Origin of the sequence: Pedobacter sp. Bi126 (assembly GCF_918698245.1) — a bacterium.
Lineage (GTDB): Bacteria > Bacteroidota > Bacteroidia > Sphingobacteriales > Sphingobacteriaceae > Pedobacter.
The window spans coordinates 952,637-968,902 of the sequence record NZ_CAKKMS010000002.1; the positions used below are offsets into that span (position 1 = coordinate 952,637).

17 protein-coding genes are annotated in these 16,266 nt (G+C 38.7%); 4 read left to right on the forward strand and 13 right to left on the reverse strand.

Annotated elements, in window-relative coordinates; genetic code table 11:
* Nucleotides 1–984 carry a xanthine dehydrogenase family protein subunit M gene (locus LQ201_RS09165; protein WP_230141544.1) on the reverse strand — a complete coding sequence of 328 codons (984 nt, stop codon included), beginning with the start codon at nucleotides 982–984 and terminating at the stop codon, nucleotides 1–3.
* Nucleotides 981–1,604, reverse strand: a complete 624-nt coding sequence (locus tag LQ201_RS09170) for a (2Fe-2S)-binding protein (RefSeq protein ID WP_230141553.1) — start codon at nucleotides 1,602–1,604, stop codon at nucleotides 981–983. Before LQ201_RS09170 ends, LQ201_RS09165 begins: the two co-directional genes overlap by 4 nt.
* A gap of 173 nt (nucleotides 1,605–1,777) precedes the next feature.
* On the opposite strand from LQ201_RS09170, the gene LQ201_RS09175 reads away from it, so the two are divergent.
* Nucleotides 1,778–2,428 (forward strand): YceH family protein, encoded by a 651-nt coding sequence (locus LQ201_RS09175; protein ID WP_230141555.1) that lies wholly within the window; start codon nucleotides 1,778–1,780, stop codon nucleotides 2,426–2,428.
* A gap of 423 nt (nucleotides 2,429–2,851) precedes the next feature.
* Here the strand turns inward: LQ201_RS09175 and fabF are convergent, their stop codons facing one another.
* The 5 genes from fabF to LQ201_RS09200 are packed head-to-tail and all read right to left on the reverse strand — an operon-like array spanning nucleotide 2,852 to nucleotide 6,241.
* Nucleotides 2,852–4,102, reverse strand: a complete 1,251-nt coding sequence (gene fabF, locus LQ201_RS09180) for a beta-ketoacyl-ACP synthase II (protein WP_230141556.1) — start codon at nucleotides 4,100–4,102, stop codon at nucleotides 2,852–2,854.
* 11 nt (nucleotides 4,103–4,113) lie between these two features.
* Nucleotides 4,114–4,332, reverse strand: a complete 219-nt coding sequence (locus LQ201_RS09185) for a DUF2798 domain-containing protein (protein WP_029275254.1) — start codon at nucleotides 4,330–4,332, stop codon at nucleotides 4,114–4,116.
* A gap of 13 nt (nucleotides 4,333–4,345) precedes the next feature.
* The gene (locus LQ201_RS09190) at nucleotides 4,346–5,116 is read right to left on the reverse strand and encodes an SDR family oxidoreductase (RefSeq protein ID WP_230141560.1); all 771 of its coding nucleotides are present in this window, start codon (nucleotides 5,114–5,116) and stop codon (nucleotides 4,346–4,348) included.
* A 13-nt stretch (nucleotides 5,117–5,129) separates the two neighbouring features.
* The gene (locus LQ201_RS09195) at nucleotides 5,130–5,615 is read right to left on the reverse strand and encodes a PaaI family thioesterase (protein ID WP_230141561.1); all 486 of its coding nucleotides are present in this window, start codon (nucleotides 5,613–5,615) and stop codon (nucleotides 5,130–5,132) included.
* Between the two features lie 38 nt (nucleotides 5,616–5,653).
* Nucleotides 5,654–6,241, reverse strand: coding sequence for a TetR/AcrR family transcriptional regulator (locus LQ201_RS09200; protein WP_230141563.1), 588 nt, complete (start codon nucleotides 6,239–6,241; stop codon nucleotides 5,654–5,656).
* Between the two features lie 125 nt (nucleotides 6,242–6,366).
* On the opposite strand from LQ201_RS09200, the gene LQ201_RS09205 reads away from it, so the two are divergent.
* From LQ201_RS09205 to LQ201_RS09215, 3 genes are all read left to right on the forward strand, one after another.
* Nucleotides 6,367–7,278 (forward strand): AraC family transcriptional regulator, encoded by a 912-nt coding sequence (locus LQ201_RS09205; RefSeq protein WP_230141565.1) that lies wholly within the window; start codon nucleotides 6,367–6,369, stop codon nucleotides 7,276–7,278.
* Between the two features lie 82 nt (nucleotides 7,279–7,360).
* Nucleotides 7,361–8,203 (forward strand): SDR family NAD(P)-dependent oxidoreductase, encoded by an 843-nt coding sequence (locus LQ201_RS09210; RefSeq protein ID WP_230141567.1) that lies wholly within the window; start codon nucleotides 7,361–7,363, stop codon nucleotides 8,201–8,203.
* 16 nt (nucleotides 8,204–8,219) lie between these two features.
* On the forward strand, nucleotides 8,220–9,071 hold the full coding sequence (locus LQ201_RS09215; protein WP_230141568.1) for an SDR family NAD(P)-dependent oxidoreductase: 852 nt from the start codon (nucleotides 8,220–8,222) through the stop codon (nucleotides 9,069–9,071).
* A gap of 227 nt (nucleotides 9,072–9,298) precedes the next feature.
* Here LQ201_RS09215 and arsB read toward each other — a convergent pair whose 3' ends face one another.
* The 6 genes from arsB to LQ201_RS09245 form a co-directional block, all read right to left on the reverse strand.
* A complete protein-coding gene (gene arsB, locus LQ201_RS09220) occupies nucleotides 9,299–10,363 on the reverse strand; it encodes an ACR3 family arsenite efflux transporter (RefSeq protein WP_230141570.1) in 1,065 nt (354 codons plus the stop codon).
* Nucleotide 10,364: 1 nt separating this feature from the next.
* Complete coding sequence (locus tag LQ201_RS09225) at nucleotides 10,365–10,784, reverse strand: arsenate reductase ArsC (protein ID WP_230141572.1); 420 nt, start codon at nucleotides 10,782–10,784, stop codon at nucleotides 10,365–10,367.
* A 19-nt stretch (nucleotides 10,785–10,803) separates the two neighbouring features.
* A complete protein-coding gene (locus tag LQ201_RS09230) occupies nucleotides 10,804–11,370 on the reverse strand; it encodes a DUF6428 family protein (RefSeq protein ID WP_230141574.1) in 567 nt (188 codons plus the stop codon).
* Between the two features lie 37 nt (nucleotides 11,371–11,407).
* On the reverse strand, nucleotides 11,408–11,737 hold the full coding sequence (locus LQ201_RS09235) for a helix-turn-helix transcriptional regulator (protein ID WP_230141576.1): 330 nt from the start codon (nucleotides 11,735–11,737) through the stop codon (nucleotides 11,408–11,410).
* A gap of 222 nt (nucleotides 11,738–11,959) precedes the next feature.
* Entirely contained in the window at nucleotides 11,960–13,366 is a 1,407-nt protein-coding gene (locus LQ201_RS09240) for a DUF6794 domain-containing protein (protein ID WP_230141578.1), read from the reverse strand.
* A gap of 151 nt (nucleotides 13,367–13,517) precedes the next feature.
* The gene (locus LQ201_RS09245) at nucleotides 13,518–15,803 is read right to left on the reverse strand and encodes a GH92 family glycosyl hydrolase (RefSeq protein ID WP_230141580.1); all 2,286 of its coding nucleotides are present in this window, start codon (nucleotides 15,801–15,803) and stop codon (nucleotides 13,518–13,520) included.
* Between the last annotated feature and the right edge of the window lie 463 nt (nucleotides 15,804–16,266).

Here is a 16,266-nt window from a genome sequence, read left to right on the forward strand (position 1 = left end):
CTAAGCTTTAGATTTTGCAAGATTCAACGCCTCGATTATTGTATTGGGTGCCAGTTTAAGTTTAAAGTCATTTCCTCCAAAACCTTTTGCATCCTTCATGGCCAGTTGGGCAGCCTGTTCAAAATTCGATAAGGTGGCTTCTTTTCCTTTTAAGAAATTTTCGGATGCCGTTAAACGCCAGGGTTTATGCGCTACTCCACCCATTGCCAAACGAATATCCATAATTTTATTATTGCTGAGCTCAAATGCTGCGGCTACAGAAACGAGAGCAAAAGCATAAGAAGCCCGATCCCTAACTTTAAGATAATGATAGTTTTTGGCAAGATTATTCACCGGAATTTCCAAACGGATAATCATTTCGTCAGCTTTTAAGTTATTGTCTAACTGTGGAGTATCTCCTGCCAGGCGATGAAAATCTTTAAATAACATCTTACGTTCTCCTTTGGCATTGGCCACCACCACTTCAGCATCTAGAGCGATTAATGCTACACACATATCACTTGGATGAACAGCAATACATTTTTCTGAAGCCCCGAATATGGCATGCATGCGGTTAAAACCTTCCATGGCACCACAGCCTGTACCTGGCTGGCGTTTATTACAAGGCATTTCGGTATCGTAAAAATAACCACAACGTGTACGCTGCATCATATTACCACCAACAGTAGCTACGTTTCTCAGCTGGGCAGATGCGCCCGCCTGTAAAGCCCAGGAAAGTAACGGTAGTTTCTCTTTAATCAGCGCATTGTCTGCAACTGCCGAATTAGAAGCCAAAGCACCAATATGGATTTTATTTCCAATCTGCTCGATCTGTTTTAGCGGAACATGATTGATATCGATGAGTTTTTCTGGTGCCGTAACACCTCTTTTCATTAAATCGATCAGGTTTGTTCCACCTGCCAAAAATTTGGCATTTTTATCTTTTACCAATAAAGCAATTGCTGATTTTGCCGTGGTTGTTCTTAAGTATTGAAAATTGATCATACCGTTTCACCTCCTTCCTTAACTTCAATAATCGCATCAACTATATTAGGATAAGCACCACATCTACAGATATTTCCACTCATATATTCACTTATGTCTGCTCTCGAACCGGTATGCCCTTCGCGTACACAGGCCACGGCCGACATAATCTGTCCTGGCGTACAATAACCACATTGAAAACCATCATGCTTGATAAATGCAGCCTGCATGGGATGCAAAGTTTCGCCGTTGGCCAATCCTTCAATCGTGGTAATTTTCTTTCCCTCATTCATCACAGCTAAACTGAGGCATGAATTTACCCTTTGTCCATCAACATGAACGGTGCATGCGCCACACTGGCCATGGTCGCATCCTTTTTTAGTCCCTGTTAGGTGTAATTCTTCACGCAAATAATCCAAAAGCGTTACCCTGGGCTCAACCGTAGTTTGATATGCTTTATTATTTACCGTAAGTTTTAATGGGATTTTCTCGAAAAGTTGAGCGAAACGTTCATCGGCATTGCTTTCTGCTGCTTTAACCGCAACGCCAGGCGTTAGTGCAATGGCTGTAATTACCGAACTTTTTTTGAGGAAATCGCGCCTGCTATCACCCTGATTTGGTTTCTGATCGGAAGATTTCATAATTGGATATTTAGATATTGGATGTAGTCCTAAGTTCGTAATTCTAAAGCACAGAATGTAGCAATTCGGAAATTTAGAATTATTCTATCGTTAATATTTTTACATAACTCACTAGAAATAAATCATTAACAAAATAATTTTCAAAATGTTCAACCAATTTATACTTTTATAAAATGGACAATGTAAAACCACTACCCGATTTATCAGCAGAAGAACAACGCGTTTTAGGCGCATTAATAGAAAAAAGCCGCACAACACCCGATTATTACCCAATGACTCTGAATAGTTTAACAGCTGCATGTAATCAAAAAAGCTCAAGAAATCCGGTGGTAAATTACGATGAGGAAACCATAACTTTAACACTAAACCAACTTAAAATAAAAGGTTTAATTTCCACTGCTACAGGAGGATCAAGCCGTGCAACTAAATATAAACATAATCTAGCTATTGTTTATCCTTTAGTACCTTCGGAGCTGGCCATTATTTGTTTATTGCTTTTACGCGGACCACTAACACCTGGTGAAATCAATAGCAATTCGGGAAGATTATATGAATTTGAAAGTATAGAAGAAGTTTTAGAACAACTTCAGAAATTATCAGATGAAGAACCTGCATTTGTAAAACAACTGGCAAAAAAAGCTGGACAAAAAGAGGCCCGTTTTGTTCATCTTTTAGGCGAACAGGCCGAAACCACTTCAGAACCTGAAACCGAAACGATAAACACACCACAATTTGATCCTACTGAACTGGAAAACAGAATTGAGAAATTAGAACTGGAAATTGAAGAATTGAAAGAACTGGTTAATTTATTAATGGATAAGTAATGGGTTCATTTGTTCATTAGGCATTGGTTCATTGGTTTCTAACCCATCGCATAACCAACTCGATTTGTCAGTCTGAGCGTAGTCGAAGACCGTTATTTTACATTTTCCGTGCTTCTGTGGCAGAAAATTATTAGATCTTAGCGAGACGCTAAGACCAGTTGAGGTTTGCTGAACATCGGCATAACCAACGCGATTTGTCAGTCTGAGCGTAGTCGAAGACCCGTCTATACATTTTTCCGTGCTTCTGTGTCTCCGTGGCAAAAAATTATTAGGTCTTAGCGAGATGATAAGACCAATATAGTGTTGGGAATGACGCACTGATCACAACCATACTAAAACAAAAAAAGTGCTTGGCTATTAACCAAACACCTTAAAAATCAATAATCAACCCGGTAGCTATCAGATTGAAAATAACAAAATCAATTAAGCCTCATACTTTTTAAAAATAGTACTCGCTGTGTGACCACCAAAACCAAAAGTGTTATTTAAAACATAATTGATCTCCTTTTTAATACTTTCTCCCAACACAAAATTCAATCCTTTTGGAATGTTTTCGTCCAGATTTTTGGTATTAATAGTAGGTGGCACCACATTATCTCTGATCGATAAAACGCTGATTACACTTTCTACCGCTCCGGCAGCACCAAGTAAATGACCCGTCATCGATTTAGTTGCACCAATTATAACTGGCAAACCATTAAACACAGTATTAATCGCCTGTAATTCACTTAAATCGCCCAATCCGGTTGAAGTGGCGTGTGCATTAATATAATCGATTTTATCTGCACTAATTCCAGCATCTTTTAAAGCTTTCGTCATACCCAAAGCGGCACCAATCCCATCAGGAGGAGTTCCGGTTAGGTGATATGCATCAGCGGCCATTCCACCACCAATAATCTCCGCATAAATGTGGGCGCCACGTGCCAAAGCATGATCCAGATCTTCTAAAACCAATGCACCTGCACCTTCGCTCATTACAAAACCATCTCTGTCGGCATCAAATGGTTTAGAAGCCCCTTGTGGATTCTCGTTATTTTTAGATAAAGCCTGAGCGGCATTAAAGCCACCTACAGATGAATTGGTTAACGCAGCTTCAGAACCACCGGCAATCATTACACTTGCTTTTCCTAAACGAATGGTATCAAAAGCATTGATAATGGCAGTATTAGATGATGCACAAGCAGATACGGTACAATAATTTGGTCCACGCAATTTATGACGGATGGAAATTGCTCCTGCAGCAATATCGACAATCATCTTTGGAATGAAATAAGGATTAAATCTTGGTGTCCCATCACCTGCATGAAATTCTTCCAACTGCGCTTCAAAAGTACCGATTCCACCATTTCCGGTTGCCCAGATTACACCAACTTCAGCCAATTGATCATCGGTCATTGCAGTAAAATCTAGCCCTGCATCCTTTATCGCCTGATCGCTCGATCCGATTGCATATTGGGTAAAAAGGTCATACTTTTTAATTTCTTTTTTCTCCAGGTATTCTTCAGGATTAAAATCCTTTACCTCGCCCGCAAAACGGGTTTTGAATTTACTGGCATCAAATTTTGTAATGGGACCGATGCCGCTTTTTCCGGCCAATATCTGTTGCCAGAATTGCTCAACGGTATTACCAAGTGGCGTTATAGCACCTAAACCTGTTACTACTACTCTTTTCATTTTAATAATTTTTAGTCAATATTCTTGAATAAATAATCGACCAACGATTGTACCCTTGGAGCAATAATTAATATAGCAGGAATGGCTACGATATAAGAAATGCCCCATGATTTCAACCAAACTGTGATAAAGGTCGATGTAAATCCAAGATTTACACTTATTGCTGCGAAAGTAACTATTCCTGTAGTGAAAACCGCCATAATAGATGCAAAAGCTACCTTCTTTTTCATTCCGGTTATCTGATTAATTTTGAACAGAATCGATCCAGGCTTTTCTATTTGCATTCATCACATTTAAAGCATCAACCGGCGATTGTCTGAATAACTTATAAATCTTTGCGGTATCGCCTACCCTGATTTCAAACTCATCATTGGCTAAAGCCGCCAACAGATCATCGGCAACAACCGAAGGTTTAATACCATTATGGCCACCTATTTCCTTCGAAAATTCTGTATCCACCAATGGCGGCATCAATTCGAAAACCTTAACAGCAGTTTCTTCTAAACTTAACCTTAACGAAGTACTGTAAGAATGTAATGCTGCTTTACTGGCCGCATAAGTTGGCAAAGTAACTCCAGGAACATAAGCCACAATAGATGAAACGTTTACGATAGCTGATTCGCGCTGTGCTTTTAAAACAGGCAACAATTTTTGATTGATCCTAATAATTGATAAATAATTGGTCAGCATTTCATCTTCTGCATTGGCAAAAGCATCCTGATTGGGGTCATCTAAATTGTACAGGATTGCTCTTCCTGCATTATTAATCACGATATTCAATTGAGGGAAATCGACTTTGATACGGGCTACCAATTGATCTACATCCTCAGCCTTGCTTACATCAGAAAGAATGGTGGTTACATTTTGTAATGATGCAGCAGCTGCATCCAGTCGCTCCTGATTTCTACCAGTAATAATTACATGATTATCTAAAGCAGTTAACTGTTTTGCAATTTCTAAACCGATACCAGCTGTTCCGCCGATCAATAAAACGGTATTTTGTGAAGTTTTCATTATATGTTTTTTTTTAAAATTTTAAGATTAAACAAGTGCTCACCGCGTGAGCATAAACGCTATTATTTTCATCAACTAATTGCGCTTCTACCAGGGCGGTACGTCCACCAAGGTTGATCACCTTCCCTACGGTTTTTAGTTTCCCGGTTTGGATGGTAACGGCTTTCAGGAAATTTACCTTCAGCTCTAAAGTGGTATATCCTTTTCCGGCAGGTAAAAGTGAATGGACCGAACAGCCCATGGCCGAATCTAAAATAGCAGTGATTACCCCGCCATGCACAGTGCCAATTGGGTTGTAATGAAACTCCTGAGGTGTAAATTCAAAAACCACATTGCCCTTTTCGATCAGACTTACACTAAAATCCAAGGTATGCAACAATGGCGGCAGCGGAAATTTATGATCGCTCATGGCCTGCAGATAATCAACACCATCCATCTGCATAGCTTCCTTCGCTCCTTTCATTGGGTCTTCCCAAGTTATTGTTCTGGTCCTTTTCATAATAAAATACCAATCGGTATATTTTAGTTTAAAAATTTTTAGCTGAGGCTATTGATATATTTTTTTAACGAATCCATAATTAAATTCCAATGTGCAGGTTTTGCAGTCAACCTCGAAATCATGATGCCACCTTCTATTATAGCAATAATTGTTAATGCAACCTGCTCTGGATTGTGATCTGCATTGATTTCTTTGGCAGAAATACCTGATTCAATCAGTTTAGCAATTTTATTTTTCCAGCCTAAAACTGCTTTCAAAACTTTTTCCCGCAATTCGGGATGGGTATCATCAGCGTCAACTGCAGTATTTAAAACAGGGCAACCTCCTTCTGATACTGAACCATCGATAAATTTTTGGTAAATATTGATGTACACCAAAAGCTTATCCTTTATGCTGACCTGTTTGTTCATGTCAGCATCTATCCTCGATGAAACATTTTTCAGGTTATAATCAAAAGCCGCCAGCGCTACTTCATCCTTATTGGCGAAGTTACCGTAAATACTGCCTTTGGTTAAACCCGTGGCAGCAGTAATATCATTTAAAGAAGTGCCTGCATAACCCTTCATATTAAAAATAGGTGCCGTTTTCTCTACAATGAAATTTCTTGTTTTTTCTGCCTTGGTCATGTTCTTTTAAATTGACGATGCAAATATATACCAATCGGTATATTTAATGCAAATATTTTTATCATCGAAATCTCCTTTTAATTACAACAATTTATTTTAGGTTTGAATTTTGTAACTTTGATTTTATGAACAAGCCAGAAACCATTGAAGATTTTTACCAGAACAAATTTAGTTTCTTACCAGACAACCTACGGAACGGTGTAGGGCATTTTAACGTTTTCAAGTTAGAAGATTGTTTGAGGGATGATCATAAGCCAATGAGTTATAACCGAAGGGATTATTACAAAATCTGCCTTACCCGCGGACATAACGTTTACCACTATGCTGACAAAAGCATTGAGATTAATGGCACCGCTTTAATCTTCTTCAATCCACTTGTACCTTATACCTGGGAGCTGGCCAGTGGTAAACAAAGTGAGGTAACAGGTTATTTCTGTATTTTTACGGAAGCTTTTTTTACCGAAAAGATCCGCGGAAACATTGGTGATTTACCCATGTTCGTACCTGGCGGGAAACCAGCGTATATTTTAAATGAAAAACAAGATGCTCAAATAGAAAGCATTTTCGATAAAATGTTCGAGGAAATCAATACAGATTATATCTATAAATACGACCTGCTCAGAAACTATATTACTGAGATTACACACTTTGCACTAAAAACACAGCCATCTGAAACGCTATTTAAACATACCGATGCCAATACAAGGATCACTTCTGTTTTTACAGAGTTATTAGAGCGTCAATTCCCCATCGAAACAACTACGCAAAGGCTTACCATGCGCTCAGCCAAAGATTATGCTTCGCAACTTTCGGTACATGTAAACCACTTAAACCGTGCAATTAAAGAAACCACTGGCAAAACCACCACACATTATATTACCGAGCGTTTATTAAGTGAAGCTAAAGCTTTACTCAAGCATACCGACTGGAATATATCAGAAATAGGTTATTGCCTTGGTTTTGAAGAGCCTACCCATTTTAATAACTTTTTTAAAAAACTAACTAACCACACCCCTACTTCTTACCGAATTGTTTGAATTTCGTAATCATAAGTTTGATTAACGTAATAAAGCGAATTCATTTGCACTGTAATTTTGTCTTAACAAAAAGGAAAAAACTATGGGCAAGAAAAAAGTTTGGTTTATTACCGGAGCTTCAAAGGGCTTAGGATTAAGTTTGGTTCATCAGTTGCTAAATGCTGGCCAATATGTTGCGGCCACATCAAGAAATGTCAGTGAACTTAAAAAAGCAGTAAATAATGATAGCGGAAAATTCCTTCCTCTAGCCGTTAACCTGGCCGATGAGCAAAGCGTCGAGGATGCGATAAAGACGACTATTACAAAATTCGAAAGAATCGATGTGGTCATCAATAATGCAGGTTATGGAATTGGAGGCAGTATAGAAGAGCTTAGCGATGCAGAAACACGCAACAGTTTTGATGTTAACGTTTTCGGAACACTGAATGTCATCAGAAAAGCTTCACCTTATTTAAGGGCACAACGAGCCGGACATATCATCAACATTGCATCAATTGCAGGTATTGCAGGCGCAACAGGCTGGGCAGTATATGCAGCGGCAAAATCGGCTGTGATTGCATTGTCAGAAGTATCGGCAGAAGACCTAAAAGAATTTGGCATAAAAGTTACTGTTGTGGCTCCTGGCGCATTCAGAACCAGTTTTTTAACGACTGATTCGCTGATTTTGGCTGCCAATCCAATTGCAGAATACGAAGAAGTGCGGGCAATACACAGCAAATACCTAAAAATGGACGGTCAGCAGATTGGCGACCCCGAGAAAGCTGCCGCTGCAATGATCTCATTGGCAAGTATGCCTAATCCACCCCTTCATTTACTTTTAGGAAACGACGCTTTTCAAAGAGCAAACAACAAGTTAGAATCACTACAAAAGGAATTTAGAGACTGGAAAGCCATTACAATTTCAACAGATTTCGACGAAAATTAATTCAAACAAAAACATTATGGAAAATCAAAAAGTATGGTTTGTAACAGGCGCATCAAAAGGCCTGGGACTTATATTAGTAAAAACATTATTAAGCAATGGTCTTAGCGTTGCTGCAACTTCAAGAAACCTGAATGATTTAATTAACGCAGTTGGTGAACACCAAAACTTTTTACCACTAGCTGTTGATTTGATCGACGAAAGCAGTGTAGAAGCAGCAATTAGCCAAACGATCAGCAAATTCGGTCAGGTAAATGTGGTGGTAAACAATGCAGGCTATGGCATGCTTGGTGCTTTAGAAGAATTGAGCGACAAAGAATCACGTCAAAATTTCGATGTGAACGTTTTTGGTTCGTTAAACGTCATCAGAAAAGTACTTCCTCAATTGCGAAAACAACAATCAGGTCACATTTTTAATATTTCTTCAATCGGTGGCTTTTCAGGTAACTTCCCTGGTTTCGGAATATATTGCGCTACAAAATTTGCAGTGGTTGGTTTTACCGAATCGTTAGCGGCTGAAGTAAAATCGATGGGAATCAAAGCAACGATTGTAGAGCCGGGTTATTTCAGAACAGCATTCCTAACTGAAGGATCATTAGCGGTACCGAATAAACCAATTGATGCCTACAAAGAGGTACGCGACTCGCAAGCGGCACACCAAAACGACATCAATAATCAACAACCAGGCGATCCGGCCAAAGCAGTTGAGGTGATTATTGAAGCTTCGAAAAGTGAAAATCCACCACTTCATTTATTCTTAGGCCCTGATGCCTATCAGGTAGCTGATGCAAAAATTGCAGATGTACAAAGGGATATGGCCAATTGGAAATTTCTGGCAACTGCTACTAATTTCGATGAGGTTGGCGCATAGTAACTAGGGCAATCGTCATTTCGAGTTTTATTTATAACACAAAGCTCAATATAAATGACAGAAGGTTTTTAGCAGGGTTTATTGCTGCGAGAAATCGTCATTGCGAGAAGGCTTTTCAGCCGACGAAGCAATCCTACAACAATCGCTAGTAGCGTGAGCTTTAAGATTGCTTCGTGCCTCGCAATGACGATTTTTCTATAAAAATCTGTCAATAGTAAAGGTTGATCTTATGTTCTAAAATATCTCCTTCTAAACCATTGCGCCAAGTTAACCAATGCAATTAATGCGGGCACCTCAACCAACGGACCGATTACACCGGCAAATGCTTGCCCTGAATGAATACCAAATACACCTATAGCCACAGCGATAGCCAATTCGAAGTTATTACCAGTTGCCGTAAACGCAATAGCGGTACTTTTGCCATAATCCGCACCGAAATACCTGCCTGCAAAAAAACTGATCACAAACATGATCACGAAATAAATCATTAAGGGCAAAGCAATTCGCAGTACATCAAACGGAATCTGCACAATCAATTCTCCTTTCAGACTAAACATCACTACGATGGTAAATAATAAGGCAACTAAGGTTATGGGAGAAATCATCGGTACAAAAGCGGAATAAAACCATTCTTCGCCTTTCCACTTGATCAGTACTTTTTGACTTAAAATACCGAGCACAAACGGAATCCCAAGATAAATCCCTACACTCTTTGCAATTTCTGCAATGGAAATTGATACAGAAAGGCCTTTTAAACCAAAAACGGGTGGTAAAACCGTAATAAAAAAATATGCAAATACACTGTAAAGCAATACCTGAAAAATACTGTTCAGGGCAATTAAGCCCGCGGCATACTCTCGGTTTCCATCAGCAAGCTCATTCCATACCACCACCATGGCAATACACCTGGCCAGGCCGATCATAATTAAGCCAACCATGTATTCGGGATAGTCGTGTAAAAATGCAATGGCCAGAAAAAACATCAGAATCGGGCCAATTATCCAGTTTAAAAAGAGCGAAGCGCTCAATATTTTTACATTTTTAAATAATCTGCCTAAATTCTGGTATTTAACTTTTGCCAAAGGTGGATACATCATCAGGATCAATCCGATAGCCAAAGGGATGTTTGTACTCCCGCTCGAAAATGAATTGATCAAGACCGCTGATGAAGGGAATAAAAAGCCTAAGCCCACCCCCAATAACATGGCTAAAAAAATCCACAGCGTTAAATAACGATCTAAAAAACCGAGGTTTTTTCTTTGAGCTGCCGGGGCACAAATATCTGCTGACATATTAGCGTTTTAGGTTTTTGTTTACAAAATCTTCCATGTAAACCTTCACCAGATCTCTTGTCTTTCTAAACTCGGCCATGATTTCTTCATCGGTACCTACGGCTTTTGCAGGATCGGGAAAGTTATGGTGCAGTTTTATAGCCTGCGTTGGGAAATATGGACAGCTTTCTTTTGCGTGATCGCAAACGGTAATCACATAATTGAATGGAACATCAAAGTACTCCTCGATATTGTTAGAGGTTTGTCCTGAAATATCAATTCCATCTTCGGCCATTACTTTTATTGCCCTTGGGTTAACGCCATGAACTTCGATACCAGCACTGTATATTTTGGCTTTGTTTTGAGCAAAATGTTTCAAATAACCTTCTGCCAGTTGACTTCTGCAACTATTTCCGGTGCATAACACCAATACATTTTTCATTACTATAAATTTTGAATCATTAACAACATCCACTTCCTGGAGAACAACTATTTTGATTAGCTACTAGATTAACCAGTTCGACTTTTTGCTTTATCGGCTGAGCAGGCGCACAACATTCTTCGCCGGCTTCGGTGGTACCACAGCTTCCGCCACGATTAATTGCTTTACATTGGGTAGCATCAGGTGTAAGATCCAAAACCAGGTTCTCCCCATCAATTTTAAATTCACCTGGAAACATCTGCCTTGTATCGAACGCCGAATTGCCAAATTCAATTTTCACAATTCCATTGGGGTTCAACGGCAGTTTACTTTCTACCAGATTGATAATGGATAGTGCTTTTTTCACTTGCATCGCCCTACCCGTTTCTTGTTCGGTAGGTTCCCATAACTGTACAATAATTTCAGTCCAGGCGTTCATCACACCTCCACAGTCTACCGAAACAATCGGTGCCTGTTTAATTTCGGTGATGTGATAATTGGCTTTTACCCATTTACCTGGGGAATATTGAAACTGTAATACCAATTCTGGATATTGCTGAAGCTCAGCCTTAAAGCTGCTCCATTCTGTAGAAGATGTATTGATCATAATATTGCAATTTAACGATTGATTTAAGTAAAAAATTTTAACAGCAGTTCTGCCCGCCTTTATATGAGGCAAAGAAATTGCCCAGCTGTGTTTGTAATAACTTCCAGGTTTTAGGTTCTATACAATAGCAAATACTCACCCCCTCGATAGTGCCTTGTATAATACCTGCATTTTTAAGTTCTTTTAAATGCTGAGAAATGGTCGCCTGAGCTAAGCCGAGTTCTTCAACCAAATCGCCACAGATACAGGTATTCGATTTAAGGATGCGCTGAAGAATCGCAATCCGTGCAGGATGTGCCATCGCTTTTAATAAAGCTGCCATCTGGTTCTGTTCTTCGGTGAAGATTTCTGTTTTGGTAAGTCCCATAGTTTTATATCGCAATATTACGATAGATAATTAAGATATCAAAATTTATTTTAATTTTCTGTTTTCATCAGAAACAGATTATCTACAGAATTGGATAGTTTATTAGCCTTTTTGATTTTAAAAGAACCAATCGACACGAAAACACTTATTTGTGGAGATTTGATATTGCAGGGAGTTTGTTGATTTTACTTTAGTCATATTTCGCGACTGCATTATTTATCATTATTTCTTTAAGGGATGCTTTAATTCAAATTTGGTCCCTGCTTCCTGATTTCCGTTAAGCCAGCCGTAATATTCATCTAAAATGATACTGGATATTCCATCTGGTTCAGAAAACCCCCTTTGCGCAAAGTAACTTTGTAACCTGGAACCTCCCCATAGTCCCCAATTATTTCTGATCCACATACCCAATCCATGATGTAAGCTCAATACGTCGCTTCTTTCTTTAAAGTTTTTAATCGTCTCCCTGTCAATTGGTTTTAAAGTTTTATTTAACTGTAGAAAGCAATCGTTAAGATTAACGGGGATATAAACATGATTAATAGAATCTAATGTTAACCGCCTGGCACGTTCCTTCTTTTGCTCTTCTTTCTCTACCAAAAGTTCCTGTTTAGCTAGAGAATCAACAGGGTTTCTGAAACCGCCCAAAAAGAATTTGAAATATTGTTTTTCTGTTTTTTCAGACAAAAAACTGGCATCGAAAGTATTGGCCGTCATTATTGCCCTAATTTTATTTTCATCAATTTCTTTGGCACAGCTTAATGTGTCGATTTCAAAATTACCGCTTCTTGTAAGGTAGCCCGCTAAAACGATCCGATGTATTTTATAATTATAAAAGTCGCTGGTGTTTATCCCCACATACTTTAACCCAGTCTTATTTTCTATCTCAACTGCAAGTTTTTTATTGGTTTTCTTGATAACAAAATCTGGAATGTATTTATAGGCATATTCGAAAAAATCGGTTTTTGGCATCTCGCGTTTAAGGTTTTTGAGCTTCCCATAAACTGATCCGAACGGAACTTTTTTTATAATCTCACGCTTTCTAAGATCGTATAGCGTTACCATCTTCTTTGTATCTACACAGTAAACAACATCATTATAATTAAGCACATACTGCTCGTTTAAAAACTTCTCTTCATCGCTTGTACCTTCTTTAAATACGACAAGCTCTGGCTTACTTTTTTGATAATCGATTACCATAGGCGAATTATCGTAAAACAGATTACATTTCTCTACATCAGAATTACAGCTTGAAAATTCCTTTGTACTATAAGTTTCTTCCCTTTTTCCATCCTTGTAGATAATAACATTCTTAAAACCATCATCACGATTAGTCGCGTTTGCCAGATAAGCTATCGTGGAGCCATCATTCGAAATGGTTAAGAAATACCGGTCAAAAGTATATACATCAAATGAACGGTTGATTTCGTACATTACTTTATCGGCCTTGTATACTATAGATCTGCCTCTGGTTGTTGGAAATTCATCATCGTATGAATAAGATTTAACCGAAAATTTTCCGTTGGAAGAAAAAACTTCTGTGATTGGAACACGAGAGGTTGAGAACTGGCTAAAAGTAGGAGTGCCTAGTAGTAGAAGAAATGCGAATGTGAGCGTTATTTTTGTCATACTATTAAAATAAATAAAAATAGTTAATTGGTTAGATTATAGATGTTAAAAGACCTTAAATTCCACAGGTATTAAACATAGTTTTCATTTAAAATAAAAAACCGTTAACTAAAATTAATCAACGGTTTAATTTGTACAGGGATGAGAAAAATTATTTCTTAGGTTTTGCACTCATGTAAAAAGTAAGCTTTCCACCGTTGGTGATATCGGCATGTTTGATTTTATGATCGGTAATTTCTTTGCCGTTCAATAAAACTTTCTCTACGTAAACATTTTTATCGCTTTGTTTAATGGCCTCAACAGTAAAGGTTTTACCGTTTTCCAAATTAATTACTGCGTTGTTAACCAGTGGACTGCCTAATGAATATACATCAGAACCTGGTGCTACCGGATAAAAACCTAACGAAGAGAACATATACCAGGCACTCATCTGCCCGCAGTCGTCATTTCCACCCAAACCATCAGCAGTAGGTTTGTACTGCATGTTTAAGATGTGACGGATCTGCGCCTGAGTTTTCCATGGCTGATCGGTCCAGTTGTAAAGGTAAGCGATATGGTGTGCAGGTTCGTTACCATGTACATATCCACCAATAATACCTTCGCGGGTAATGTCTTCTGTATGCGCAAAAAACTCGTCAGGTAAATGCATGGTAAACAAAGTATCTAAACGGGTTGCAAATTTCTTTTTACCGCCCATCATTTCAATCAGCGAAGCCGGATCCTGCGGAACAAAGAAACTGTAGTTCCAGCTGTTTCCTTCAATAAAACCTTGTCCTTCGGTATCTTTTGGATCGAATTGCTTTTTAAAAGAGCCATCCGCCAATTTAGGGCGCATAAAACCAGAAGCACTATCGTAGTTGTTTTTCCAGTTATTAGAACGTTTGATAAATTCGTCGTAAACATCCATGCGGTTTAATTTCTTAGCCAGTTGCGCAATCGACCAGTCATCGTAAGAATACTCTAAGTTATTGGAAACTGAAATGCCTGATTTTTCTGCAGGGATATAACCTTTATCCATATAATAGCCAATTCCTTCATAATCGCGGTGTTTAGCTGTTGCAATGCAGGCATCCAATGCTTTGTTCGCATCGCCATTGTAGGTACCTTTTATAATCGCATCAGAGATTACAGAAACACTGTGGTAACCACTCATGCACCAGTTATCATTGGCATAATGCGACCAGATCGGCAACATGTGCAAACTACTCTGATCGTAATGCGCCATCATCGATTTCACCATATCATTACTGCGGCCTGGCTGCATGATATTAAAGAATGGATGTAAGGCCCTGTAAGTATCCCAAAGCGAGAATGTGGTGTAATTGGTAAAGCCTTCGGCTTTATGTACCCCTTGATCTAAACCTTTATACTCGCCATTAATATCGGTATAGGTTGTTGGATTGATAAAAGCATGATATAAAGCGGTGTAAAAATTGATTTTATTATCGTTAGAAGTAGTTACCTGTATTTTATTCAATTCTTTATTCCAGGTAGCCTGCGCCTGAGCCTTCACCTTTTCGAAGTCCCAACCCGAAATTTCTGCACGCATATTTTGCAAAGCATTTTCCTGGCTAACCGGCGATAAAGCAAATTTAATTTTAATCTTCTCTCCTTCCTGGGTATCGAAATCGAAGAACATTTTCAGTTTTTTACCAGCAATTTCAGGAAAGTTCTGTTCCTGGTTAAACTTGCCCCAAAAGCCTCTATAAGCCTGTTTAGCATCGTAACTTTTACGTCCGTAGCTTTTAAAAGGTTTAGAAAAGCTCATGGCAAAGTAAACGGTTCTGGTTCTGGCCCATCCGTTGGTTTGGCGGTAACCGGTAATCAGGGTATCGTTCACTACGCGAACGTAAGTCCACACGGTTTTTTCTTCATAATTGTAAATACCGGCCATCAGATCCAAAATAATGTGCGATTGATCTGATTTAGGAAAAGTATATTGGTGCATCCCTACCCTTGTTGTTGAGGTTAATTCGGCGGTAATGTTATCATCATCTAATTTTACTTTGTAATAACCTGCCTCTGCAACTTCATTGGTATGCGAAAATGCCGAACGGTAACCACTTTTCGGATCTGATGCAGTACCAGGATTCAATTGTAATTTACCTTGTGTAGGCATAATGAGAAAATCACCCAAATCGGAGTGACCAGTGCCGCTAAAATGGGTATGACTAAAGCCGGTAATGGTTTTATCCTCATATTTATAACCCGCACAGTATTTATAAACATCGCCATTGTATTTTCCATTTACTTCGTACGATAAAGTATCCGTTTCGGGACTTAACTGTACCGAACCAAATGGGACTGTTGCGCCAGGATAGGTATGCCCCATTTTAGATGTACCAATAATGGGCTTAACATACTGCACAAGATTCTGCTGCGCCGATGTAAGCAGGGCTGATAGCAAAAGACAAGGCAGGATAATTTTTTTAATCATATCTTTTTAAAATTTAGCTTGTTTCGTTGAAAATTCTAAGGTATTAATTTATCTTCAAATATGCATAAATCAGAACACTAAAACGTTTAAGTAAAACAAAAAATACATTTTATAAGCTTGAAGATACAATTTATTGTAATTCGAACCTTGCGGGTTTTAAAAACCTGCGAGATTATGCGTGCTTTTGTAGTTGCCACTGGCCACAGACTTTATGATGTAAACCTGATAGAGCGGAAAGCCCGGAGGTGAGGTATCCGATTCATCGGGCAGGACTTGAAGGGATAGCAGGACTGCTGACAGCCACTAATACCGGACCAGCCATTTTCAGAATAAAATATTAATGACCACCTGAGTCACTTTAGCCCACCTAAGTGATAAGCAGAAGCAATTTAACAACCGCTTTTTACAAGTAACTGACTTGCTTTAAATAATTTCAGCTAAATAAACCTTATTTTTGCATCCA